The sequence below is a fragment of the Nocardia sp. CNS-044 genome (assembly GCF_059570515.1).
Window position 1 is genome coordinate 1,111,893 of record NZ_JCANSX010000006.1, and the last position, 25,984, is coordinate 1,137,876.

At 71.0% G+C, this 25,984-nt stretch carries 7 protein-coding genes and 1 pseudogene; 1 reads left to right on the forward strand and 7 read right to left on the reverse strand.

Annotated features, from left to right (window positions below):
• Nucleotides 1–3: 3 nt before the first annotated feature.
• The 7 genes and pseudogenes from T333_RS13620 to mftA all read right to left on the reverse strand — a co-directional run bounded on the left by T333_RS13620 (nt 4) and on the right by mftA (nt 25,060).
• Nucleotides 4–18,246, reverse strand: a complete 18,243-nt coding sequence (locus T333_RS13620; protein WP_496424634.1) for a non-ribosomal peptide synthase/polyketide synthase — start codon at nt 18,244–18,246, stop codon at nt 4–6.
• 426 nt (nt 18,247–18,672) lie between these two features.
• Complete coding sequence (locus T333_RS13625) at nt 18,673–20,043, reverse strand: GAF domain-containing protein (RefSeq protein ID WP_354998971.1); 1,371 nt, start codon at nt 20,041–20,043, stop codon at nt 18,673–18,675.
• Between the two features lie 125 nt (nt 20,044–20,168).
• Nucleotides 20,169–21,641, reverse strand: coding sequence for a mycofactocin dehydrogenase MftG (mftG, locus tag T333_RS13630; protein WP_496424635.1), 1,473 nt, complete (start codon nt 21,639–21,641; stop codon nt 20,169–20,171).
• A 71-nt stretch (nt 21,642–21,712) separates the two neighbouring features.
• The gene (gene mftF, locus T333_RS13635) at nt 21,713–23,116 is read right to left on the reverse strand and encodes a mycofactocin biosynthesis glycosyltransferase MftF (protein WP_354998969.1); all 1,404 of its coding nucleotides are present in this window, start codon (nt 23,114–23,116) and stop codon (nt 21,713–21,715) included.
• 230 nt (nt 23,117–23,346) lie between these two features.
• Nucleotides 23,347–24,582 carry a mycofactocin radical SAM maturase gene (gene mftC, locus T333_RS13640; RefSeq protein ID WP_496424793.1) on the reverse strand — a complete coding sequence of 412 codons (1,236 nt, stop codon included), beginning with the start codon at nt 24,580–24,582 and terminating at the stop codon, nt 23,347–23,349.
• 120 nt (nt 24,583–24,702) lie between these two features.
• Nucleotides 24,703–24,942: pseudogene (gene mftB, locus T333_RS13645) on the reverse strand (mycofactocin biosynthesis chaperone MftB); the annotation flags it as partial.
• 13 nt (nt 24,943–24,955) lie between these two features.
• A complete protein-coding gene (gene mftA, locus T333_RS13650; protein WP_067784055.1) occupies nt 24,956–25,060 on the reverse strand; it encodes a mycofactocin precursor MftA in 105 nt (34 codons plus the stop codon).
• Between the two features lie 271 nt (nt 25,061–25,331).
• Here mftA and mftR2 point away from each other — a divergent pair, with 271 nt between their 5' ends.
• A complete protein-coding gene (gene mftR2 / locus T333_RS13655) occupies nt 25,332–25,970 on the forward strand; it encodes a mycofactocin system transcriptional regulator MftR2 (RefSeq protein WP_245910086.1) in 639 nt (212 codons plus the stop codon).
• Nucleotides 25,971–25,984: the final 14 nt, after the last annotated feature.

A 25,984-nucleotide genomic window follows, 5' to 3' on the forward strand; every position in this document is an offset into this window, starting at 1 on the left:
CAGCTAATTCCTTTCGGAGACCACGGCCTGAGCCTCGGCGAGGAGGCGGTGCAGCGCGGCGGCGAGGCCATCGCCGCCGAGCGCCGCGAGCACGCCGGGCACCAGCCCGGCGAGCGAGACGTTGATGAGGACTTCCGGTGTCGCCGCCGCGCCCATGGCCTTGGCCACGGTGGTCAGCTTCGCGGCGAGGTCGGCGTAGGACACCCGGTGCGCGCCGTGGCTGAAGGCGAGCGCGCCGGGAGCGACAGCGGCGGCCGACGCGATCAGCTCCGGCAGGTCGGCGACCGTTGCCGTCGGCGCTGCCGAGGGGTGCTGCTCGCCGTCGGTGCGGATGTCGATGGCGCGGATCGCGACGGTCGGGTCCGCCGCTACCGCGGCGAGCACCAGCAGCAGTCGTTCGGCATATCGCTCGACGGTCGCCGCATCGAAAATATCCGTGGCATAGCCGAATCGGAGCCCCATACCGGTGCGCGCACCGTCGGCGTCGAAGCGCTCGATGCCGGTGAGCTGTAGGTCGAATTTCGCCTCGTCCGGCGCGGGATCGAGGACTTCGACCGCGAGGCCCGGCAGTTCGACCCGGCCGGTGGGCATGTTCTGGAAGGTGAACATCACCTGGAACAGCGGCGTGTAGGCGCTGGATCTGGTGCGGCCCATGGCTTCGACCACCTGATCGAAGGGCACGTCGGCGTGCGAGAGCGCGGCCAGGTCGCGATCCCTGGCTTGGCGGAGCAGATCGGCGAAGCGGGAGCGCGGGTCGATCTCGGTGCGCAACGCGACGGTGTTGACGAACATGCCGATCAGATCGTCGAGTTCGGCCGCGCCGCGCCCGGCCACCGGTGCGCCGATGGTGATGTCGGACGTGCCGGACAGTTTGGCCAGCAGCACCGCGAGCGCGGCGTGCATCAGGGTGAACAGCGTGGTGCCGTGCTCACGCGCGATCAGCTCGAGCGAGGTCGTCAACTCGGCGTCGACCTCGAAATCGACAGCCCCGCCGTGCATATCGCGGTGCGCCGGGCGTGGACGATCGGTCGGTAGCGCCACGACTTCGGGCGCCCCCGCCAATTCTGTTGTCCAGTGGTCGAGTTGCCGTGCGTGCGACGAATCGGGGTCGTCCGCGGCGCCGAGCAGAGCGTGCTGCCATTCGCTGTAGTCGCCGTACTGGATCGCGAGCGGAGTCCAGCAGGGCGCGCGGCCCGCCGCGCGGTCGGCGTAGGCGCGGACCAGATCCCCGGTCAGCGGTGCGATGGAGTAGCCGTCCGCGCAGATGTGGTGCAGCACGACGACCAGGACGTGCTCGTCGGCGGCCGATGCGAACAGCGCGGCACGGACCGGAGGTGCGACGGTCACGTCGAAGCCGAGGGCGACGAATTCGGCGATGCGGGCGTCGATCTCGGTGGGCGGTACCGGAATCGGCGTCAGGTCGAAGGACACCGCGGCGGCGTCCAACACGTCCTGCACCGGGCCTTCCGGCAGGTCCGGATAGCGGGTGCGCAGCGCCTCGTGCCGCGCGAGGACGTCCCGGGCGGCCGCCGTCAGCGCGTCGTGGTTCAGTGCGCCGGTGAGCCGGATGGCGGCGGGGATGTTGTACGCGGCGGAGTCCGGAGCGAGCCGGTTCACCACCCACATGCGCTGCTGCGCCGGAGCGAGGCGGGCCGGGCGGCTGTGGTCGCGCCGTACGAGGGCGGGTCGCGCTTCGGCGTCGTCCAGCTCGGCGAGCCGCAGGGCGAGCCCGGCCACCGTCGGCTCCTCGAACACCGCGGCGACCGGCACCCGTACGCCGAGTTCGGCGCCGAGCCGGGCCGCGAGCCGCGTCGCGAGCAGGGAATTGCCGCCGAGAGCGAAGAAGTCGGTGTCGGCGCCGACCCGGCTGGCCTCAGGGTCGTGCGCACCGTCGATCACCTCGCCGAAGGTGGCGGCGACCAATCGCTCCAGTTCGGTGGCCGGTGCGCGGAAGGCCGCCTCGGCGAACACCGGCTCGGGCAACTTCGCGCGATCGACCTTGCCATTGGCGTTGAGCGGCAAGGAATCCAGCACGACGATGGCGGCGGGCACCATATAGGTCGGCAGCCGCGTCGCGAGTGTCGCGCGCAGGTCCGCTGCGGATTCGGCGTGCCCGTCACCCAGTACGACGTACGCGACCAGTCGCGCGCCCGCCCGCTCGTCCGTCTTGGCGACCGCCACCGCGGCCCGGACCTCGGGCAGGCGCAGCAGCGCCGACTCGACCTCGCCGAGCTCGATGCGGAAACCGCCGATCTTGACCTGGAAATCGGCCCGCTCCAGGTATTCGAGCTCGCCGTCGGCGCGCCACCGGACGATATCGCCGGTGCGGTACATCCGCGACGCCCCGGTAAACGGGTCCGCGACGAAACGGTCCGCCGTCAGCCCAGGCCTGCCCTGATAGCCGCGCGCCAATTGCACGCCAGCCAAATACAATTCGCCCGCGACGCCGACCGCGACCGGCTGGAGTCTGCCGTCCAGCACGTACACCCGGCTGTTCCACGCGGGCGCGCCGATCGGCACCGTCCGGCTCGGCCGCGCGACCACCTCGTGCGCGGTGATCGAGACCGCCGCCTCGGTGGGTCCGTAGAGGTTGTGCAGCCGCGTGCCTGCCGCTCTATCGAGAAACTCAGCGGCGGTAGCGGGCGCCAGCGCCTCGCCGATGGCGAACACCTGCCGCATCCCGGCGGGCAGCGGGGCATCCGGCGTCGCGGCGAGCAGCATGCCGACCAGGGACGGCACCGCGTACAGCACCGTCACGCCGTGCCGCGCCATCAGCGCGCGCAACCGGTCCGGGTCGCGCTCGTCGCCGGGCCGGGTCACCACCAGCGCGCCGCCGGTGACCAGCGGGGACCAGAACTCCCACACCGAGAGATCGAAGGTCGCGGGGGTCTTCAACAGTGTCCGGTCGGTCGCGCCGAGCGCGAAACGCTCACGCAGCCAGACCAACTGGTTGACGATCGCCGCGTGCGGAACGGTGACGCCCTTCGGCCGCCCGGTCGAGCCGGAGGTGAAGACGACGTAGGCCGGGTGTTCCGGGCGCAGCGGCCGAATCCGCTCGCCGTCCGTGACGGGCGCCGCCGATCGGTGCGCCGCCTCGAGCCAGTCCACCTCCAGCACCCGCACCGAGGTCTCGATCGGCATGCCGTCGGCCACGGTGGTGAGCGCGCAAACCGGCGCGGCGGTGTCGACGATGTAGGCGATGCGGTCGGCCGGGTGATCCGGATCGACCGGCACGTACGCGCCACCCGCTCGCACCACCGCGTACATGGCGATCACCAGCTCGACGGACCGGCGCATGGCCAGCACCACCGTGCGCTCCGGGCCGACGCCATGACCGATCAACGCCCGTGCCAGCCGGTTCACGCGAGCATCGAACTCGGCGTAGCTCAGCGTCTTTCCGGTGTCGGCGTCGACCAGCGCGGCCGCGTTCGGTGTCCGTGCCGCCTGCCGGTCCACCAGATCGGCGAGCGTCACCGGCTCGACCGGATGGGCCGTGGCGTTCCACTCCCCCAGTACGCGGGCACGCTCCTCGCCGAGCATATCCAGCTCTCCCACCAGGGTGCCGGGCTGTGCGACAACGCATTCCAGCACATCCACCAGTCGGCCGATCGCCCGTTCGGCGGTCGCGGACTCGAACAGATCGGTCGCGTAGCCGAGCGTCAGCTCGATGCCCTCCGGCGTGCCGTCCGCGGCGTATCGGTCGACGGCGAACAGGTGCAGGTCGAATTGCGCGACGCCGTTGTCGAATTCGAGCTCGTGCACCGTGAGCCCGGGCAGCCGCAGCTCGCCGCGCTCGTGGTTCTGGAACGAGTAGCCGACCTGGAACAGCGGGTGCCGCGCGGTGGAGCGCTGCGGCTCGAGCACCTCGACAAGTCGCTCGAACGGCACGTCGGCGTGCGAGAAGGCGGCGATGTCGGCGCCTCGGGCCTGCCCGAGCAGCTCGGCGAAGGTCTGTCCGCCTTCGACGCGCGTGCGCAGCACCAGGGTGTTGACGAACATGCCGATCACGTCGTCGAGTTCGGCCTCGCCGCGCCCGGCGATCGGGGTGCCGACGGCGATGTCGCCGGTGCCCGACAACCGGGCGAGCAGCCCGGCGAACGCGGCGTGCACAACCATGAACAGCGTCGCACCGTGCACGCGTCCGAGGCCGATCAGCTGCTCGTGCAACCGCGGCGGCACCGGCCGGGTCGTCTTCGCGCCGCGCAGACTCTGCCGCGCCGGGCGCGGGTGATCGGTGGGCAGCGCGAGCTGATCGGGCAGTCCGGCCAACGCCTCGGTCCAGTAGGCGATCTGCTCGGTGGCGCGAGAATCCGGATCGTCCTCCGCGCCGAGCAGTTCCCCCTGCCAGAGCGCGTAGTCCGCGTATTGCACCGCCAGCGGCGACCAGCACGGCGCGCGGTCGTCCAAGCGCGCGGTGTAGGCCGTCATCAGATCGCGCACGAACGGCGCGACGGAAGATCCGTCGGCGGCGATGTGGTGTAGCACGCCGGCCAGCACGTAATCGGCGGATCCGATCCGGAACAACCTCATGCGCAGAGGGATCTCGGCGGTGACATCGAAGGCCGAACTCGCCAGCTCCCGAACGCGCTCCGGCAGTGCGGCTTCGGTGACGTCGACGGAATACAGCGCCGGAACTGCCTGCGCCGCAGGCAGAATGCGCTGCGTCGGCACGCCGTCCGCCTCCGGGTATGTGGTGCGCAGCGCTTCGTGCCTGCCGATGACGTCGGCCAGCGCCGATTGGAGCGCCGCGACGTTCACGTCGCCGGTCAGCCGCAGCGCCAGCGGGATGTTGTAGGCGACGGACGCGCCGTCGAAACGGTTCAGAAACCACATCCGCCGCTGCGCGGGCGAGAGCGGCAGCGTCTCCGGGCGCGCACCGGCCACCAGCGGCGGCCGCGCGGTTCCGGCCTCGCCCGCGCTCACGGTCGCGGCGAGTTCGGCGACCCGCGGCGCCTCGAACAGCGCGCGCACGCCGACCGGTTCGCCCAGCGCCGCGCCGATCCGGGCGGCGGCCTTGGCGGCGAGCAGGGAGCTGCCGCCCAGCGCGAAGAAGTCGTCGTCGGCGCCGACCCGGCGCGCGTCGGCGGCCAGGCCGAGCACGTCGGCGTACACCCCGGCCACGATCTCCTCGACGACCGTGCCCGGCTTGCGGTAGGCCGTCGACGCGAAGACCGGTGCGGGCAGCGCGGCGCGATCGAGTTTGCCGTTAACAGTCAACGGGATTCGCTCCAGCGCGACGATCGCGGCGGGCACCATGTGCTCGGGCAGCGTCCGCGCCAGTTCTCCGCGGAGCGCGGCCGCGTCCACCGGGCCGTCGGCCACGACGTAGGCAACGATGCGCGCCTCGTCCACCAGATCGGTGCGCACCACCACCGCGGCCTCGCGGACCGCGCCGGTATCCAGCACGGCCGCCTCGATCTCACCGAGCTCGATGCGGAACCCGCGCAAGTTCACCTGCTGGTCGGCGCGGCCGAGGTATTCCAGCTCGCCGTCGGGGGTCCAGCGCGCCAGGTCGCCGGAGCGGTAGGCGAGCGAGCCGTCCGCTGCGTAGGGGTCGGCGACGAAGCGGCTCGCGGTGAGCGCGGGCCTGCCGAGATAGCCGCGGGCGAGCTGGCCGCCGGAGACGTAGATCTCGCCGGGCACGCCCACCGGGACCGGCCGCAGCCGCGCGTCGAGCACCCGCACCGCGAGGCCGGGAATCGCGCCGCCGATGACGCTGGCCGAGCCCGCGCCCGGCTCGATCGGACGATACGACACGTGCACCGTGGTCTCGGTGATGCCGTACATGTTCACCAGGCGTGGCCCGTCGGGATACCGCGCAAACCATCCGGCCAGCCGCTGCGGCTCCAGCGCCTCGCCGCCGAAAACCACCTGCCGCAAGGCGAATTCGGCGGGCTCGGCCGCGGCGTCGGCGGCGATGAGCTGGTAGAAGGCCGACGGCGTCTGGTTCAGCACCGTCACCCCGCGCTCGACGAGCAGGCGACGGAACTGCTCGGGCGAGCGCGACGTGAAGTAGTCCACCACCACGAGTTCACCGCCGTGCAGCAGCGCGCCCCACAGCTCCCACACCGAGAAGTCGAAGGCATAGGAGTGGAACATCGTCCACACGTCCGACGGCCCGAACTCGAAGTGACGCCGGGTGTTGTCCAGCAGCCGCAGCACATTGCGGTGCGGGACGACGACGCCCTTGGGACGGCCGGTGGACCCGGAGGTGTAGATGACGTAGGCGGTCTGCGCCGGGTCCAGCGGCGCGCGGCGGTCGGCGTCGGTCAGCGGCTCGGCGCTCACCGACTCGGGGTCGGCGTGCACATCCAGCACCGGGCCGCCGAACCAGTCGCGCGGCAGGTCCGTCGCCGCGGAGCCGACCGCGCAGATCGGGCGCGCGTCGTCGATCATGTACTCGATGCGGTCGGCCGGATAGTCGGGGTCGATCGGCAGGTAGGCGCCGCCCGCCTCCAGGACGGCCAGCAACGCGACGACCAGGTCGACCGAACGCGGAAGCGCCACCGCCACCAGGGTTTCCGGCCCGGCACCCGCGGCGATCAGCCGACGAGCCAGCCGATTCGCCTTGGCGGCCAGCTCGCCGTAGGTCAGCACGTCCTCGCCCGCGCGCACCGCGACTGCCGCCGGGTCGAGCGCGGCGGCGCGGCGGAAGCGGTCCACCAGCGTCTCGTCGGTGACCGCCAGATCTGCTCCGGTGCAAGCCCATTCGACCAGTGCCCGCCGCTGCTCCTCCGCGGAGAGCAGCTGGATGTCGCCGACCACCACCGTCGCGTCCGCGGCGACCGCGGCGAGCACCTGGGTGAAACGGCGGGCCAGCACCGCGATCGTCTCGTGGTCGAAAAGATCGGTGGCGTAGGTGATCTCGATATCGATGCCATCGGCGCGGCCGTCCGCGTCGTCGGCGGCGAGCACGGTGAACTGGAGGTCGAACTCGGCCGCGACCGCGTCCAGCTCGACCGGACGCACCCGGAGTCCGGCGAGCTCGAGCACGGGCGCGGTGAAGTTCTGCATGGTGAGCGCCACTTGGAACAGCGGGTGGCGGTTGCGCGCCCGGTTCGGGGCGACCAGTTCGACCAGCCGCTCGAAGGGCAGGTCGGCGTGCGCGAGCGCCTCCAGATCGCGCGCTCTGACCTCGTCGAGGACGGTCTCGAACCGGGCGCGCGGATCGATGCGGCTGCGCAGCACCAGGGTGTTGACGAACATGCCGACCAAGCCGTCGAGTTCGGCCTCGCCGCGCCCGGCGACCGGGGTGCCGATGGCGACGTCCGCGCTGCCCGACAGCCGGGCGAGCAACACCGCGAGCGCCGCGTGCACGGTGCTGAACAGCGTCGTCTCCCGCTTACGTGCCAGCTCGCGCAGTTCGCTGTGCAGGTCGGAGTCGATGCGCAGCCGGTGCGTCGCGCCGCGGTGGGTGGACACGGCCGGACGTTTGCGGTCGGCGGGCAGCTCCAGCTGATCGGGCAGGTCGTCGAGTGCGCGCCGCCAGAACTCCAGCTGGCGGTGCGCGCGGGACTCGGGATCGTCGGCGTCGCCGAGGATTTCGGACTGCCACAGGGTGTAGTCCGCATACTGCACGGGCAGCGGAGCCCACTGCGGCGCGCTGCCGTCACGGCGGGCGGCGTAGGCGGTCATCAGGTCGGTGGCCAGCGGGCCGAGCGAGAATCCGTCGGCCGAGATGTGGTGCAGCACGAGCAGCAGCACGTGCTCGGCCGTTCCGGTTCCGGTCAGCGCGAACAGGTGGGCGCGCAGGGGCATCTCTTCGGTGAGATCGAAAGTGACAGCGGCGCACGCGGCGAGCCGCTCGAATAGCGCCGGCTCCGCCACCGCTTCGCGGCGCAGCACGGGCGTGCGGCGCGGCAGAATCACCTGCTCGGCGCCGTCGGGTCCGGCCGGATACACGGTGCGCAGCGCCTCGTGCCGTTCGACGACATCGCCGAGCGCCGCGGCGAGCGCCTCGGCATCGAGGTCACCGCCGAGCCGGAGCGCGACCGGGATGTTGCTCACCGCGTCGCCCGGCCCGTCGGCGTCGGCGAGGAAGCGGTTCAGGAACCAGATCCGCTGCTGCGCGGGCGAGAGCGGCAACCGCTCCGGCCGCGGGCGCGTGGTGAGCGCGGGACGCCCGCCGCGACCGCGCAGCGCTTCCGCCCGCGTCGCCAGGGCATGCACGGTGGGCGCGTCGAAGAGCAGCCGGACCGGCAGCTGGGTGTCCAGCGCGGCGCCGAGCCGGGCCACCACCCGGGTCGCGGTGAGCGAGTTGCCGCCGAGCGCGAAGAAGTCGTCGTCGAGTCCGACTCGCGGCGCGCCGAGCACATCGGCGAAGACGCGCGCGACGATCTGCTGCGCGGGCGTCACCGGCGCGCGGAACGCCGCCGCCTCGAACACCGGCGCTGGCAGCGCCTTGCGGTCGAGCTTGCCGGAGGCGTTGAGCGGGAACTCGTCCATCGGCACGAACGCCGAGGGCACCATGTATGCCGGAATGCGCTGCGCCAATGCCGATTTCAGCGATTCGGCGTCGATGGCGGGCGTGCCTATCAGGTATGCGACGAGCTGGGAATCGTCGCGCACCACGACCACGGCTTGGTCGATCTCCGGCAGCGCGGCCAGCGCGGCCTCGATCTCGCCGAGCTCGATGCGCAGACCGCGCAGCTTGACCTGGAAATCGGTGCGGCCCAGGTACTCCAGCTCACCGCGCTCGGGTCCACCCGTTCTACCGCTCCCCATCGAATCGCTTCGCGCAGGCATCCATCGCACGAGATCGCCGGTGCGGTACATGCGCTCGGCAGAGGCGAACGGGTTGGCCACGAACCGGTCCGCGGTCAGGCCTGGCCGCCGGACGTACCCGCGCGCCAGCTGCGCGCCCGCGAGGTACAGCTCGCCCGGCACACCGACCGGCACCGGACGCAGGCGCGAATCCAGCACGTACACGCGGGTATTGGCTACCGGAACGCCGATCGGCACGCTGTCGATGTCGGCGTCGGAGACCTCGTGGTAGGTGACGTCCACGGCCGCTTCGGTCGGCCCGTACAGATTGTGCAGCCGAGCGCCGGTCAGCGTGCGCAGCCGCTGCGCGGGGCCCGGCGTCAGCGTCTCGCCGGAGGCGAACACCATGCGCAGCGAATCACACCGCGCCGCTTCCGGTTCCGCGACGAACACCGCGAGCATCGACGGCACGAAGTGCGTCACCGACACCCGTTCCCGGCCGATGAGTTCGGCCAGGTAGCGCGGGTCGCGGTGGCCGTCCGGGCGCGCCACGGCCAGCTTCGCGCCGACCTGCAACGGCCAGAAGAACTCCCACACGGAGACGTCGAACGTCGCGGGCGTCTTCTGGAGGACGACATCCTCGGCCGTGAGTTCGTACTCGGCCTGCATCCACAGCAGCCGGTTGACGATCGCCGCGTGCGACACGGCGACGCCCTTGGGCTCGCCGGTCGACCCCGAGGTGAACAGGACGTAGGCCGCGTTGCCCGGGACGAGCGCACCGAGCCGGTCAGCGTCGGTCAGCGGGGCGTCGGAGTAGTCGGTGGTGTCGAACTGGTCGACGTCCAGCACCGCCCACACCCGCGAATCGCGCTCGGAGGGCGTGAGAACCAGGCCGTCGCCCGTGCGGCTGAGCACACACACCGGCCGCGCCCCGCGCAGCACGTGCTCGATGCGCTCGGCCGGATGGTCCGGGTCCACCGGGACGTAGGCGCCGCCCGCGGTCAGCACCGCGTACATGGCGACGACCAGGTCCACCGAGCGGCGCATGCCGATCGCCACGGTGCTCTCGGGGCCGACGCCGATGGACACCAGCAGCCGGGCCAGGCGGTTGACCCGGGCCGCGAACTCGGAATAGGTCAGCGTCGCGTCGCGACTCGGTGAGAGGTGGTCGGGCGACGGATGGGCAAGCGTCGCGTCGCGACTCGACGAGAGGTGATGGTCGGGCGCCAGGTGGGCCAGCGACTCGCCATCGAAGCTCACCGCGACCGCGTCCGGCGTGCGTCCGACCTGCGCCTCGAACAGCGACACCAGCGTCGCGGCGGGGTCGAGGGCGCGCGCGGTGGCGTTCCAGGAGCCGAGCAGTCGCGTGCGCTCACCGGCCGAGAGCGTGTCGATATCGCCGACGAGCACCCCTGGGTCGGCGCAGACCGCGTCGAGCACGCGCTGCAACCGGGCCGCGAACGCGGCGACGGTGTCGGCGTCGAACAGGTCGGTCGCGTACTCGAAGGCGGCGTCGAGGCCGTCGGCCGTCTCGGCGAGGGTCAGCTGCAGATCGAATTTGGCTGTGCGCGTGTCGATGTCGAGCCGATCGACGCGCAACCCCGCCAGCTCGACGGCGGCGCTCGCGGTGTTCTGAAAGTCCAGCATCACCTGGAACAGCGGGTGCCTTGCCGCCGACCGCTCGGGTTCGAGCGCCTCGACCAGCCGCTCGAACGGCACGTCGGCGTTCGCGAACGCGCGCAGGTCGCCGTCGCGCACGGCCGCGACCAGTTCGGCGAAGGTGCGGTCGGGGCGCACGTCGGCGCGCAGCACCAGGGTGTTGACGAACATGCCGACCAGCTCATCGAGCGCCTGGTCACCGCGGCCCGCCACCGGGGTGCCGAGCGCGATGTCGTGCTGGCCGGAAAGCTTCGCCAGCGCGGCGGCGAAGGCCGCGTGCAGCACCATGAACAGCGAGGCGTTCGCGGACTCGGCGATCTCGCGCAGGCGGCTGTGGGTCGCGGCGGGGATGCGGAAGGGGTAGCGCGCGCCGCGCCCCGAAGCGGCTGCGGGGCGCGGCCGATCGGCGGGCAGGGCGAGCAGATCGGGCAGGTCGGCCAGTTCGGCGGACCAGAAGCGCAGTTGCTCGGCCAGCAGCGAGCCGGGATCGTCCGCCGAGCCCAGGGTTCGGCGCTGCCACAGCGTGTAGTCGGCGTACTGCACCGGGAGGAGCGACCAGTCCGGCGCGGCGCCGTCGCGGCGGGCGGCGTAGGCGCGCAACAGGTCCCGCGTGAAGGGCGCGATGGACCAGCCGTCCGCCGTGATGTGGTGCAGGGCGACGACCAGCACGTGTTCGTCGTCCACCACGGCGGCGCGGGCATCACGATGCCCTCCGCCAGGGCCGGTGCGCCACAGATCGTCGGCGCAGCGCAGCAGCGTCAGTCGCACCGGCGGCGCTTGGGGCACGACGAAAGGTGTTGCGGCGAGGTCGCGTACCCGTTCGAGCAGGTCACCGGCTTCGTCATCGACCGCCAAGACGGGGCCTCGGTCGGCGGGCAGTACCTCTTGCCGTGCGATGCCGTCGACGGCCGGGTACCTGGTGCGCAACGCCTCGTGCCTGGCGACGACATCGCTGACGGCAGCGGCCAGCGCCGCCCGGTCCAGCGGGCCGGTGAGGCGCACCGCGGCGGTCAGGTTGTTCGCCGTGGAGGCCGCGTCGAACTGGTTCAGGAACCACATCCGCTGCTGCGCGTAGGACAGCGGCACGAAGTCGGGGCGCTCGGCGGCGACCAGCGGAAAACGGGTGCGTGTGGTCCGCGCGTCGGCGAGCGCGGCGGCCAGCGCGGCCACGGTGGGATGTTCGAAGAGTAGCCGGACCGGCACGTCGACTTCGGCCCGTGCCGCGAGCCGCGCGGCGATTCGGGTGGCCACCAACGAGTTTCCGCCCACCGCGAAGAAGTCGTCGTCCAGGCCGACGCGGTCGAGCTCGAGCACTTCGGCGAACACCTCGGCGACCGTCCGTTCGGCCGGGGTGCCGGGAGCGCGAAACTCCTTGGCCGCCAGAACCGGATCGGGCAACGCGTTGCGATCCAGCTTGCCCGAGGTGGTCAGCGGCATGGCCGTCAGAGCGACGTAAGCGGTCGGCACCATGTAGGACGGCAGCGCCGCGCGCAGCCTGCTCGTCAGTACCGCGGCCACCTCGTCCTCCGGGAGGTCGGTCACCACGTACGCCACCAGCAGCTCACCGGCCGGATGGGCGAAGACCCGCACCGCGGCGGCGCGCACATCGGCGGCGGCGAGCAGGGCGGCCTCGATCTCGCCGAGCTCGATGCGCTGGCCACGCAGCTTCACCTGGAAATCGCTGCGCCCCAGGTATTCCAGCTGTCCATCCCGGTTGCGCCGCACCAGATCGCCGGTGCGATACATGCGCGCGCCCGCGGGTCCGTACGGATTGGCGACGAACCGTTCGGCGCTCAGCTCGGCGCGGCCGTGGTAGCCGCGCGCGACCTGTATCCCCGACAGATACAACTCGCCGACAACGGTTTCCGGCACTGGTCGCAGCCGGCCGTCCAGCACGAGCACCTGGCTGGCGCGCACCGGCCGCCCGATCGGGGTCGGACCCGCCGTCGCGGTGACGGGTGCGTGCGTGGCATGCACGGTGAATTCGGTCGGCCCGTAGAGGTTGTGCAGTTCGGCGCGGCTGACGGCGGCGAAGGACGCGGCGGCCTCACCGGTCATCGCCTCGCCCGCGACGAGGACGGTGCGCAGGCTGGCGAGCGAGGCGGCGGGCGCGGCCGCGGCGAACACCGTGAGCATCGAGGGGACGAAGGAGGTCATCGTGACGCCGTGCGCGGCGATGGTCGACGCGAGGTAAGCGCTGTCGCGGTGCCCGTCGTGCGCCGCGACCACCAGTCGCGCGCCGCTCGTCAACGGCGCGAACAGTTCCCAGATCGAGACGTCGAAGGTCGCAGGTGTCTTGAACAGCACCACATCGGCGGGGCCGACACCGTATTCGCCGACGATCCAGCGGATCTGATTCACCATCGAGCCGTGCTGCACCGCAACGCCTTTCGGGCGTCCGGTGGAGCCGGAGGTGAAGATCACGTAGGCGGTGTCGGCGGCGCGCAGCGGGCGCTGGCGTTCGCCGTCGAGCACCGGAGCGGCCGGGTACTCCGTGAGGTCGAGCGTGTCCACCTCGATGACCGGGACGTCTTCCGACGCCCAGCCGTCGGCGGACCGGGTCAGCACGCACGCCGGGCGCGCGGCGGCCAGCACGTGGGCGATCCGAGCCGCCGGTTGATCCGGGTCGACCGGGACGTACCCGCCGCCCGCGGTCAGCACCGCGTAAGCGGCGATCACGAAGTCGGCGCTGCGCCGCATGCCGAGCACGACCAGCGTCTCGGGGCCTACCCCGGCGTCGATGAGGTGCCGGGCCAGCCGACGCGCCCGGGCCGCGAATTCCGCGTAGGTCAGCGTGCGGTGGCCGTCGATCACGGCGACGGCGTCCGGGGTGCGGCTGACCTGCGCTTCGAACGCCGCGAGCACCGTTTCCCCCGCGGTGCGCGTCGCGGGCGCGGAACCCAGGACCGCCGACGAGCCCAGCGCCGTCCACGAACCCAGCTCCGCCGACGAGCCTCGCTGCGCAAACGAACCCTGCTCCGTCGACGCATCCAGCTCTGCCGACAAACCCGCCGCCGCCGAGTCCCGCGCCGACGACGGACCCTGCTGCGCCCACGCGTTCAGCGCCGCCGGCGACCCCAGCTCGACCGGCGAGTTCTGCTCCGCAACCGATCCCAGCTCACCCGGGAAGTCCAGCACCGCCGCCGAATTCGCCTCCGGAGCCGTCCCCAGCTCGATAGCCCAGCGCAATTCCGCGGTATCCAGCAGCGGCAGATCACCGACCGCCGTCTCCGCATCGCCGGTCAGCCCTTCCAGCACGCGCAGGTACCACCGCGCGAAATCGGCGACGCTGGCCTCGTCGAACAGATCTGTGGCGTAGGTGAATTCGGCCGGAACCCCCGCCGGTGCCGAACCTTCCCCGAGTCCGGCACCGGCGAAGCCTGCGGTGACCGTGAGCTGGAGATCGAACTTGGTCACCCCGGTGTCCAGGGTACCGGTGCGCACCGACATTCCGGGGAGCGCGAACTCGATGTCGGCGGCATTGTCGACCGAGAGCAGCACTTGGAAGAGCGGATGCCTGGCCTGGGAGCGCGGCGGATTCAGCGCCTCGACCAGTTGCTCGAACGGAACCTGCGCGTGACCGAATGCGGCGAGGTCGGCCGCGCGCACCGCGGCGAGCAACTCCACGCCGGTCGCCGCGGCGTCGACCCGGGTCCGCAGCACGAGCGTGTTGACGAACATGCCGATCAGGTCGTCGAGTTCGCGTTCACCGCGCCCGGCCACCGGGGTGCCGATCACGATGTCCGCGCTCCCCGACAACCGGGCGAGCAGTACCGCGAGCGCGGCGTGCAGAACCATGAAGTCGGAAAGGCCGTTGGCGCGCGCCGTCGCGGTGACGCGCTCGGCGATCGCGGCGGGCACCTCGAAGCGGTACACCGCGCCACGTCCGGTGGCGAACGCGGGACGCGGCCGGTCGGTGGGCAGCTCCAGCAGATCGGGGCCTTCGGCCAGCGCCTCGGTCCAGTAGGCCAGCTGACGGGCCAGCGGCGCGTCCGGGTCCGACGCCGCGCCGAGCGACTCCCGCTGCCACAGACCGTAGTCCGCGTACTGCACCGCGAGCGGCGCCCAGTCCGGCGCGGCGCCGGTCCGACGGGCCCGGTACGCCGTCGCCACGTCGCGGGCCAGCACGCGCAGCGAAAGTCCGTCCGCGGCGATGTGGTGCAACACGAGGGCCAGCGCGTAGCCGTCGGCGTCCACGGCGAACAACCGGGCGCGCAGCGGGATCTCCCGCTCCAGGTCGAATCCGGTGGCGGCGAAACCGGCGAGCACCGCGTCCAGCTCGTCCGCGCCGATCGGCTCGGCCGCCGCGAGCACGGTGACCTCGTCGTCGTGCAGCACGATCTGCTGGGCCGGGACGCCGGGCTCGTCGAGCACGGCGGGGAAGACGGTGCGCAGCACCTCGTGCCGCGCCACCACGTCGGCGACCGCCAGCCGCAGCGCGGTCACGTCCACGTCGCCGCGCAACCGCACCACGAACGGCATGTTGTAGTCGGCGGAGCGTTCGAATCGGTTCAGGAACCAGATCCGTTGCTGCGCGAGAGAAAGCGGAACCAGCGGCGGCCGCGGCACCACCCGCAGCAGGCGGGGCACGGACGCGCCGCCGGTTCCGCCCGCCCGCTCGATCAGTTCGGCGAGATCGGTCACCGTGGTGGCGGTGAACAACTCGCGAACCCCGAGCGGGCAGCCCAAGTCGGCGGCCAGCCGGGCGGCCACCTGCGTGGCCACCAGGCTGTTGCCGCCGAGTGCGAAGAAGTCGTCGTCGCGGCCGACCGATTCGCGGCCGAGCACCTCGCCGAACACGCGGGCGACCGCCTGCTCGACCGGCGTGACCGGCGCGCGGTATTCAGCGGTGCGACGCTGCGGCGCGGGCAGCGCACCGCGATCCAATTTGCCCGAGGCGTTGACCGGCAGGGCATCGAGCACCACGTAGGCCGCGGGCACCATATAGCCGGGCAGCGCCGCGGCCGCCGCGGCCCGCAGCTGCTCGGGACGCACGGTGTCCGGCTCGGACTCGACCGCGTAGGCCACCAGCTGCTCGCCCGCGCCCGCGTCGTCGCGCACCACGACGACCGCGCGTACCACCGAGTCGACCGTGCCGAGCACCGCCTCGATCTCGCCGAGCTCGATCCGCAGGCCGCGCAGCTTCACCTGGAAATCAGTGCGGCCCAGATATTCCAGCTCGCCGTTGGTGGGCCCACCCGTCGCCCGGCCACCACCCCCCATCGAATCGCTTCGCGATGCGGGTATCCATCTGACCAGGTCGCCGGTGCGGTACATCCGGTCGCCCGGCGCGGCGGGGCCGTCCGGACCGGCGAACGGGTCGGCGAGGAAACGTTCGGCCGTCAGGCCGGACCTGGCCACGTAACCCCGGGCGAGCTGTACCCCCGACAGATACAGCTCACCCGGAGCCCCGACCGGAACCGGCCGCAGCCGCGAGTCGAGCACATAGAGCCGGGTGTTGAACACCGGCGCGCCGATCGGCACCGAGAGGGTATCGGTATCGGTCACCTCGTGAAAGGTGACGTCCACCGCGGCTTCGGTGGGACCGTACAGGTTGTGCAGCCGGGCGCCGGTCAGCACCCGCAGTCGCTGCGCCAGCGACGCGGGCAAAGCCTCGCCGGACGCGAACACCGCTCGCAGGGTCGACTCGCGCGCGATGTCCTGGTGCGCCAGAAACACTTCCAGCATCGAAGGCACGAAATGCGCGACGCTGACGCGATATTCGGCAATGACCTTGCGCAGGTAGGCCGGGTCGCGGTGTCCGTCCGGCTGCGCGAGCACCAGTTCGGCGCCGATCTGCAAGGGCCAGAAGAACTCCCACACCGACACGTCGAAAGTGGCGGGCGTCTTCTGCAACACCACGTCGGCGGGTGTCAGCCGGTAGGTCTCCTGCATCCACACCAGCCGGTTCACGATGGCGCCGTGGGTCACCAGCACGCCCTTGGGCTTGCCGGTGGAGCCCGAGGTGAAGATCACATAAGCGGGGTGGTCCTGTCGCAGCGCCGCGATCCGTTCGCGCTCCCACACCGGACCGTCCTGGTATTCGGAGAGATCCAGGTGATCCAGCCGCACCGTCGGCGCGCAGAGCTCCAGGTCCTCGGCGCCGAGGACACAGACGGGGCGGGCGGTGGCGAGGATGTGCGCGGTGCGCTCGGCCGGATGGTCCGGGTCCAGCGGCACGTAGGCCGCACCCGCGGTGAGCACCGCGTACATGGCGACGACGAGCTCCGGCGACCGGCGCAGGTGCAGCGCGACCAGGCTCTCCGGCCCGACACCGCGCTCGATGAGATACCTGGCCAGCCGGTTCACCCGGGCGGCCAGCTCGCGGTAGGTCAGAGTGGCTTCTTCAGCGCCCGCGAAACGAAGCGCGACCGCGTCCGGGGTGCGGGCGACCTGCGCCTCGAACATCGACACCAGCGTCGCGGGCGAATGCGCGCCGGGGGCGCGGGCGGCGAGCAGCGCGTCGACGTCGCAGCCGGTGGCATTCCAAATCCTGGTGCTCACCTCGATTTCCAGCTCGGTCGTCACGTCGATCGCGGATATCGGCGTTTCCAGGTCCGTGGCCACCAAGCGCTCCAGGTACTGGAGGAAGCGCGCGTGGTGGCGGGCCAGATCGTCGGCTGCGTAGAGGTTCGGGTTCGCCTCGAAGTCGACGTGCACGCGGTCGCGCTCGCCGTAGTAGACGTTCAGGCTCAGATCCTCCACCGGCCCGGTGGAGAGCACGTGGTACCGGCCGGTCGTGGTGCCGAGCGTGAGGTCGCTACGGAACAGCATCATGTTGGCCAGCGGCCCGAACAGCGCGCGCCGGGCCGGGCGGCCGTCGTGTTCGGCGTCTCGGCGGATGTCCTCGTGCCGGTACCGCTGGTGCCGCAGCGCACCGGCGACCTCGACGCGGGTGGCGCGCAGCAGGTCACCCCAGGTGGCCGCGCCCAACGTCATCCGCAGCGGCACGATATTGGAGAGCATGCCCGCCGAGCGCCGCATCGCGGCGGTGGTGCGCGCGGTGACCGGCAGACTCAGCACCACGTCGTCGCGATCGGTCAGGCGGCCGAGGTAGCCGGCGAAGGCCGCGAGCAGCACGACCGCGAGCGTCGAATCCTGGCTCTCGGCAACGGCGTTCATCCGCTCGACCAGCTCGTCGGGCAGGCCGAGTCCGACGACGAGGTTGGTCGCCGCACGCGGCGCGGTGCGCGGGTCCAGGCTCGTCACGCCGTCCAGCCCGGCCACTCGTTCGGCCCAGTGCGCGCGATCGGTTTGGTAGCGCCCGCTCTCCCGGTAGGCGATCTCGCCCTCGACCAGCGCTTCCAAGCTGCCCGGCCGGATCGCTTCCGGCTCGGTGCCGAGCACCCGCGCGGTGTAGCGCTCGGCGACCCGCATGGTGTTGGTCAGCGCGCCGTAGCCGTCGAGCACGATGTGGTGGGCGCGCAGGTACCAGAAGTAGCGCTGGTCGGCGACCCGCAGTACCGCGCCCGCGAACAGGCGGTCTCGCACGAGATCCACCGGGGCGCAGGCGTCGGCGCGCATCCATTCCGTCGCGGCGGCGATCGGATCCGCGTGTGAGCGGAAGTCGATCAGCGGGATCTCGATGGCCAATTCGGGATCGACACACTGGTACGGCGTGCCGCCGTCCTCGCCGAGCCGCACCAGCGTAGATCCGTAGTCGAGTGCCGCCTCGCGCGAAACCTCTTGCAGCAGAGCCGCGTCCAGCTCACCGCGCACATCGACGTATTGCGCGACGTTGATCGGGATCTCGGGCTCGAGCAGCTGCGCGTACCAGAGGCCCAGCTGTGCGGGAGCCAGCGAAAACGGCGTGGGGGACGGTGTATGGCTCGCCGCGTTCCCGTTCGGCCGCGCGCTGAACCCACCCAACTCCGTACCGTGCACCAGAGCCTCCTCGATAGCGAAACAACTGCTGGCCGAGCGCTTTTGGGCAGCACAAAGAGACGGCATGGGTGCCACCGGAAGGCGATTCGGCGAGAGCGCGGACGGTGACGACGTCACCGGCGCGAGATCCAACAATGGGTGAGAAGAGATCGGCGGCCGGAGCCACCGGGCCTAACTCTTGATCGTTCCTCCAACTCCGCTACCGGGGGGTCGGTCCACGCCCCCGGTGGTGTTTCCTACATCACACGGATGTCACCGCGCATTGCGAACATTAGGCGGTCGGGAAATAAAAAGGAACAAGTTCAGCTAAAAAAATCTGGACGCTTGTCCATCTCGATCTCGGGAGACAGTTAACTCCGAGCAGATTTGTGCGCGCGACCACAAACAGGGTCGCTATGTGAGCTACCGCACTTTCGGATGTGCAGACTATGAGCCGGAACGTTGCATCCGCGTTGCATCAGCGCCGAGGCGGCGATCGAGCACCCGAATCTTGGCTTCGATCTGCGCATACAGCGGAGAATCGCGATCTACTACCGACCGGTACGCGGCCCACGCCGCGGCGTCGTCGCGGCCCTCCGCACCGGCGGTCCACCGCCGCAACACCGAGGCCTCGCGCGAACCGAGAACCGCGGTGCGCAATCGGACGCGCAGTTCGTCACGAATATCGATAATTCCCGGAGCGGTGGAACGCGGCAGCACCGGGCCGGCATAGAGACGTAATGCGGAATCGACATCACCGGAATCCAACGCGGCCCGCAACGCCTCCACATCGGTTGCGACATGGACGCGCAACTTGTATGGGCGCGAGCCGAACACGGTTGGGCCGACCACCGAGCGCAACCGGGACATGGCGGCGCGAATCGTCCCGTTGTCCAGATCGGTGTCGTCCAGCAGCAGCGCGAGGTGGTCCGCGCCGAGTCCTTCCGGATGTTCGGCCAACAACAGCAGGATCTCGGCGTGCCGCTGCGACAACGGAACTCGATCGCCCGCGATGGTCAGCTGCGGCTGCCCGAGGCCGAGGACGTCGAGCCCGAGCCCGCGCGACTCGGCGGGCGCCGCGGGTTCGGGTCGGTCCCGCCCAGGCCCGCCGTGCCGTCCCGAGCGCATCGCACTGAGCACGAGGTCCATCTCCGCGGCGGTGGCGGTCGCCTTCACCAGCGCGAGAATCTCCGGCTTCGCCACCCGCACACCACCAGCTATCACCAGGACGCCCACGAGCCTGCCGTCCGGATCGTGCACGGGCGCTGCGGCGCCGGTGATCTGGTGCATGCGGTGCAGGAAATGCTCGGGCCCGTGGATCCAGGCGGCACGGCCGGTGCGGACCACCAAACCGACGGCATTGGTGCCGACCCGGCGTTCGCTGAGATCGTCGCCCGCCCGCAAACCGATTTCGGCCGCGGCGGTGATTTGTTCGGGTTTGCCGTGTACCCAAAGGACCCGGCCGAATTGGTCGGCGATCAAAACGATCAAGCCCGTGCGGGCCGCGTCCTCGACGAGCAATTTGTCGATGAGCGGCATCAGGCCAGCCATCGGATGGGCGTCGCGGTAGCGTCGCAGATCGGCGCCGCGCAGGCCGCGCTCGCTGAGTACGTCCATCGGATCGACGCCGCTACGCAGGCTGCGCAGCCAGGATTCCAGCACGAGCGGACGCAGCAGACCGGCTAGCTGCGACAGCTGTTCGCCACCCGCGCTAAGATATCCGTGTGCTTGTGCGGCATAGGCTTCCAAAGCGCCGAGTTGCGTGCCGGGTTCGACGCCGTGCCGTGGGGACCGCCCACCTGCAAGATTGCTGACCATTTGCCTTTCTTTCCGACCCAAACTGTACCGGCGCGTATTCAGGGGCAAGGGCGGTTATTCCGCTTTGTCCGCCAGCTCACACCCGGGGCGGACCTCCTCATTTTGTGACCCAGTCGTCTTTCACTTCACGATGTGAGCCAGCCCGCAGCATGTTCGGCGAGCATCACCGCCGTGGCCTGCGGCCCCCGGCTCAGCGGCACCGGAACCACGGACAGATCCACCACGGACAGTCCGCTCACCCCGCGCACCGCGCACCGCGCGTCGACCACCGCTTGCTCGTCCCGCTCGGCGCCCATCCGGCAGGTTCCCGAGAGATGTTGCGAGGTGGAAAGATTCGCGCGAAGCCAGGCGTCGTCGCCGCCCTCCGGCGGCGGGTGAGACGGGTACGCACCCGGTATTCGTCGCAGCACATCGACAGCCAGTGCGACGGCCTCCCGCAATCGCGCGCGATCGGCGGCGCCCGCGAGGTAGCGGTGCTCGATTCCGATCGGGACGAGCGGATCGGGGCCGCGCAACCGCAACACCCCCGCGGACTCGGGACGCATCAACGCGACGCCCATGCGGTGCCGGTCCCCGGCGAACGGGACTGTGTAAGGCCGGATTTCGATGTCGTCGAGACTCAGCACGTACTCCAGCGGCACCGTGGCGGGCGTCGGAGCGTCGAGCTGGTATTCGAGACCGATCTCGGGATGGTCGTCGAACCGCACGCCGACGGGCGACGGCGCCACGACCGGTATGCCGAGCGCCTGGAGCTGATCCGGCGGCCCCACCCCGGACCGCAGCAGCAATGCCGCCGACTCCACCGCGCCCGCGCACAGCACGATCCGATCGGCCGTCATCGTGCCGGTGGTCTCGCCGTGCTCGTAGTCGACGCCGACCGCCCTGGTACCGCGGAAAAGGATGCGCGAGACCACGACTCCGCCACGCACGGTCAGATTGGGTCGGCCGAGCGCGGGTAGCAGATAGGCGGACGCGGTGCCTACCCGCGCGCCACCGTCGACATTGCACGGCACCGGGCCGACGCCTTCGGCGGGACCTGTCCCCGGCAATGCGTTCAGATCGGGCACCTCGGCGAAGCCCGCGGCGCGCGCGGCCGTGGCGAACGCGCGGCTCACCGGCGTCGGAACGGCAATGCGGCGCACCGGGATCGGGCCGCCGCGACCGTGGCCGGGCCGGTCGCCGTAGTCGCGGTCGTCCTCGAGCTTGCGATAGGCGGGCAGCACGGACTCGAAGGACCATTCCGCGGCCCCGCCGAGCGCCGCGCTCCACGCCGCGAAATCGGCCGCGGGCGCACGCACGAAGTAGCTGCCGTTGATCGTGCTCGAGCCGCCGAGCACCCGCCCGCGCACCAGGTTCCCCTCGACGGCGCGATCGTCGTCCGAGCTCGCCGCCAGTGTCGCGGGATATCGCCACAGCCACCGCGACTCGGGCCCGATCGGCAAGCGCGTGGCATCGCGCAGCGGCGCGGGTATTTCGGCCGCGGCCGACCACACCGGGCCCGCCTCCAGCAGGCGCACGGTGTGGTCCGGCTGTTCGCTCAGCCTTGCGGCGAGCACGCAGCCCGCGGTGCCGCCACCGACGATCAGGGTGTCGACCATAGGAACCAGCTCATCCGACGGGCGGGCCGTCGGCCCGGCAAGAAACGATCAGCGCGGCGGCGCGGTGGATTTCACCGCGACGGCGCCGTGGGTTTGAGCGCCTCGACGCTGCGCGCCCGGTAGGCGCCGAGCCAGAGCCCGGTGCCGTAGGCGATGTCGTCCAGACGCTTGTAGGCCAGGTAGCGGAACGGGTCGAGCCCGCCCGCGTCGCGATGGGTGAACCAGTCGGCGAGGCCGTCGGCCACCGCCATGGTCACCGCGATCCGCCGGACGCGCCGCGAGACCAGCATCGCGAGCACGGTCACCGGCCAGTAGTGCCTGCACATCGCCGACGCCAGCCGCCACAGCCCGGCGAAGAACCCGCGGGCGAGGTAGATGGCCGCGATGCGCGTCGGGTTGTCCAGCGCGGTGAACACCCTGCGCAGCCGCGCGAGCGCGGTGGCGAGGGTGACGATGCCGCCCAGCAGGCCCCATTTCGACATCGTCCCGAACAGCACGGCGGCGAGCACCGTCCAGGACGGCACCGACAGCGGCGAGACCATGCCGTCGCCGTGCCGCGCGCCGAGCGGCGCCGCACCGGTGCCGTAGAACAGCTTTCGCCCGAACCAGGACGGGAACGAGACGCGGTGATCGTGCGCCACGTGCGCGGCGGGCTCGTAGCGCAGCCGCCAGCCCGCCCGCTCCAGCCGCCAGCACAGGTCCACGTCCTCGGCGACCCGCATGGTCTCGTCGAAGCCGCCCTCGGCGAGCAGCGCCTGCCGCCGCACCAGCAGCGCGGCGCTCGGCACGTACGAGACCAGGCCGCGCGAGCGCACGGCGGCTTCCCGTCTGCCCAGGTCCAGCGAGGAGCGGGTGTGCTCGTAGCGGGCCAGCGCGTTGGACTCCGGATCCAGCGCCACGATGCGCGGCGCGACGAGGGCGACCTCGGGATCGCTGAAGTGCCCGAGCATCACCTCGAGCCAGCCACTGCGCGGCACCACGTCGGAGTCCAGGAAGGCGACGAATTCGCTTGTCGCCGCCCGCAGCCCGGCGTTGCGGGCCGCCGAGGGGCCCTGCCGCCGGTCGTGGCGCAGCACGGTGACCCGGCAACGGGTGCCCCGGGACTCGGGGATCCGCACCGGTTGGTCGGAGCCGTCGTCCACGACGATCACGTTGTGGCCGCGCAGCGTCGTCAACAGCCGGGCGAGGCCGTCGGCGTTGTTGTGCAGCGGCACGATGACGGTCACGTCGTCGGGCGAAGGCAGCAGTCTCGGCCGCGGGTTGGCGACTCCGGAATCGAGCAGCCGTCTGGCAACAACCGCCGACTTGGGGTCGGTGACCTCGAGGTACCCGTCGCCGATCATCTCGGCGGCCTCCGGGGCAAGTCGTAGCAACCTGGCGGGTGAGCCCCCGATCAGGATGCGTCCTCCGGAGTATGCGCGTACCCGTGGATCGATCCGTACCCCGAAGCCGTCGGGCAGTCGATCATGGCGCATTCCTGGCATGCTAGGCGGAGATTCGCGCGCGGGCATCATCGGTCCCGAAAAAAAGATCGAATTCCGCGCGAATAGGCCCGTGACCGTGCGCCCGTCGCGCCGCGGCGTGTTGCGGTGGAGTTGCGGACAACTCGGTCGCACAGTGCAGCAATTCGTTGGCTATTCATCGACGGACCTTCGATCCGCTGCGCTTGCCGGCTGGCAGCGCACGGCTGGCAACCGGCGGGCGATCATGCCAGGGGACTCTCGTCGCAGGCGCGCGACGGACGCCGGGCCGAGAGGGTGAGTGGGATCGGCCCCGCCTTGCGTGCCGCGCCGCCTCGGCGTGGCGCCGCCCGGCGCGAGTGGTCCACCGTGGAGCGGGGAATGGTCCGTCCGGTGTCGGCGAGCGCGGCCTCGCCGTAGCCCTGCACGCACTCCGGGTCGGGTCCGTCGGCGGGCAGTCCGGTGAAGAACTTCGCCGCCATGCAGCCACCACGGCAGGCGTCGTAGTGCGCGCACCCCGAGCAGGCGCCGCCGCCGCTGGGCGCGCGCAGCTCGGAGAACAGCTCCGAGGTCTGCCAGACGTTGCGAAAACCGCCGTCGGACACCACGTTTCCGGCAAGGAAGCGGTCGTGGATGGCGAACGGGCAGGCGTACACGTCGCCCAGCGGGTCGACGAGGCAGACCACACGACCCGCGCCACACATGTTCAGGCCGGGCAGCGCCTGCCCGAAGGCCGAGAGGTGGAAGAACGAGTCGCCGGTCAGCACACCCTCGCCGTTGCGCAACAGCCAGTCGTAGAGCACCCGCTGCTGGTCCGGGGTGGGGTGCAGCTCGTCCCACACGTCGGCGCCGCGCCCGGAGGGCCGCAGCCGAGTGAGACGCAAAGTGGCGCCGTACTTTTCGGCGATAGCGCGGAACTCGTCCAGCTGGCCGATGTTGTGCCTGGTCGCCACGACGGAGAGCTTCGCGTCACGGAAACCGGCGGCCGACAGGTTCTCCAGCGCCCGGATCGCCATGTCGTAGGAGCCGGGTCCGCGCACCGCGTCGTTGACCGCCGCGTCCGCGCCGTCCAGCGAGATCTGCACGTCCACATAGTCGCTCGCGGCCAGCCGGGCCGCGACCTCCGGCGTGATGCGAACGCCGTTGGTGGAGAACTTGACTCCCACGTGGTGCGCGGTCGCGTAATCGACAAGCTCCCAGAAGTCCGGGCGCACAGTGGGTTCGCCGCCACCGATGTTCACGTAGAACACCTGCATGCGCTCGAACTCGTCGATCAGCGCCTTGCACTGCTCGGTGCTCAGCTCGCGCGGATCGCGCCGACCCGACGACGAAAGGCAGTGCACACAAGACAGATTGCAGGCGTAGGTGAGCTCCCAGGTGAGGCAGATCGGCGCGGCGAGGCCGCTCTCGAAACGATCGACCAGCCGGACCGCCCGATCGGCTTGCGGCGCAGCGGTTGTGGCGGTGGACACGCTGCCGATGGGCGCAGCGCCGTCCGACCGCGGGACCACCCCCGCATCCGGCCGGACGGCCTGCGCCAGCGCGGGCTTGGCTCCCGCGGCGCCGGCCGAAAGCACCGGCGCGCCGATGATCATGTCACCTTCGGCCAGTTGCGCGAGCGCCCGCACGTACGGCGCGGCGCCTTCGTCGGCGACACCGGCGGCGCGCAGGGCCGAACGCGCCGAAGCGTGCTCCGGCAGCGACCGCACGATCTCGACGACGCGCGGACTCTTCAGGAACGAGAGCTTGCGCGTGCCGAAGTGGTAGAGCAGCGCACCGAAGGGCTCGGGCCGCAGCGCCACCCTCGGATGCAGTTGCCATCGGGCATCCAGATCGAGCATCCCGGTCGCCCCGTCAGTAGACGCCGCACATGCCGTCGATGGATACCTCTTCGATGAGGCTCTCCTCGACGAGCTCCGCTTCGTCGGTGTCGCTCGGTGCGATGAACTGATGCGGCATGAGAACCTCCGAGTTGACGACGGACCGCGACCACCTGTGTAGTCCCTGTCACACCATAGCGACAAGCCCCGCAAAAGTGAAACACGTTCCAATCGATGGGACCCACTCTTCCGCCGTCGCGCGGCGCCGCCGCGGCAGCACGCCGCCACCGCGGGTCGCACGGGCACCGCCCGCACCGCCACCGGCCGACAACGCGGCACTCTAGACTTCGGGTGTAGCGCAGCTGAACAGAACGTGACGGGCGGCACATGCCCGCGGCAGTAGAGGTGGCATGGGAGTCGGTCGAATGCAGGCGAGCGGGGGCGGAAACACACTGTCGGAGTCCGAGATCGTGGAGGCCGCGCTGCGCGTGGTTCGCGCGGATGGCGTGGAAAAGCTGTCGATGCGGCGACTTTCCCGCGAACTCGGCGTCTCCCCCATGGCGCCGTACTACTACGTGGCCGACAAGCGCGAGCTGCTCGACCTCGTCGCCAGCGCCGCGCTCACCGGCGTGCGCAAGCCACCGCCGGAATCCGGGCCCTGGCAGCAGCGCCTGCGCGAACTCATCGATCAGATCGATGAGAAACTGCGCAAGCACCCCGGGCTCGGCGATGTGCTCATCGAGCAGATGCTGGGCAAACAGCTCGACCTGATCGCCGCCATCATGGAGATCCTGTTCGAGGCGGGGTTCTCCGACCGCAACGTGCTCGCCGCCTACGCGACGATCCACACCTACCTGTTCGGCCGCAGCCGGGTGAATCCCCGCGACCGGGCCCCGCTGTCGGAAGTCGCGCTGCCCGAGTCGGTGGAGCGGGCCACGAAGTACATATCCGACCTGCGCGGCAAGTACGCCTACGACTTCGGCATGGAGGTGCTGATCGCCGGTCTCGAGGCCCAGCTTGTCCACCAGCCGGACCGCGACGTACGATGAAACTGAAACACGTT

Coding starts and splice junctions, on each gene's coding strand:
- mftA (WP_067784055.1), bottom strand. CDS start 25,060: ATGCCGCATCAGTTCATCGCACCGAGCGACACCGACGAAGCGGAGCTC.
- T333_RS13625 (WP_354998971.1), bottom strand. CDS start 20,043: ATGGTCAGCAATCTTGCAGGTGGGCGGTCCCCACGGCACGGCGTCGAA.
- mftF (WP_354998969.1), bottom strand. CDS start 23,116: ATGCGCCATGATCGACTGCCCGACGGCTTCGGGGTACGGATCGATCCA.
- mftR2 (WP_245910086.1), top strand. CDS start 25,332: ATGGGAGTCGGTCGAATGCAGGCGAGCGGGGGCGGAAACACACTGTCG.
- mftG (WP_496424635.1), bottom strand. CDS start 21,641: ATGGTCGACACCCTGATCGTCGGTGGCGGCACCGCGGGCTGCGTGCTC.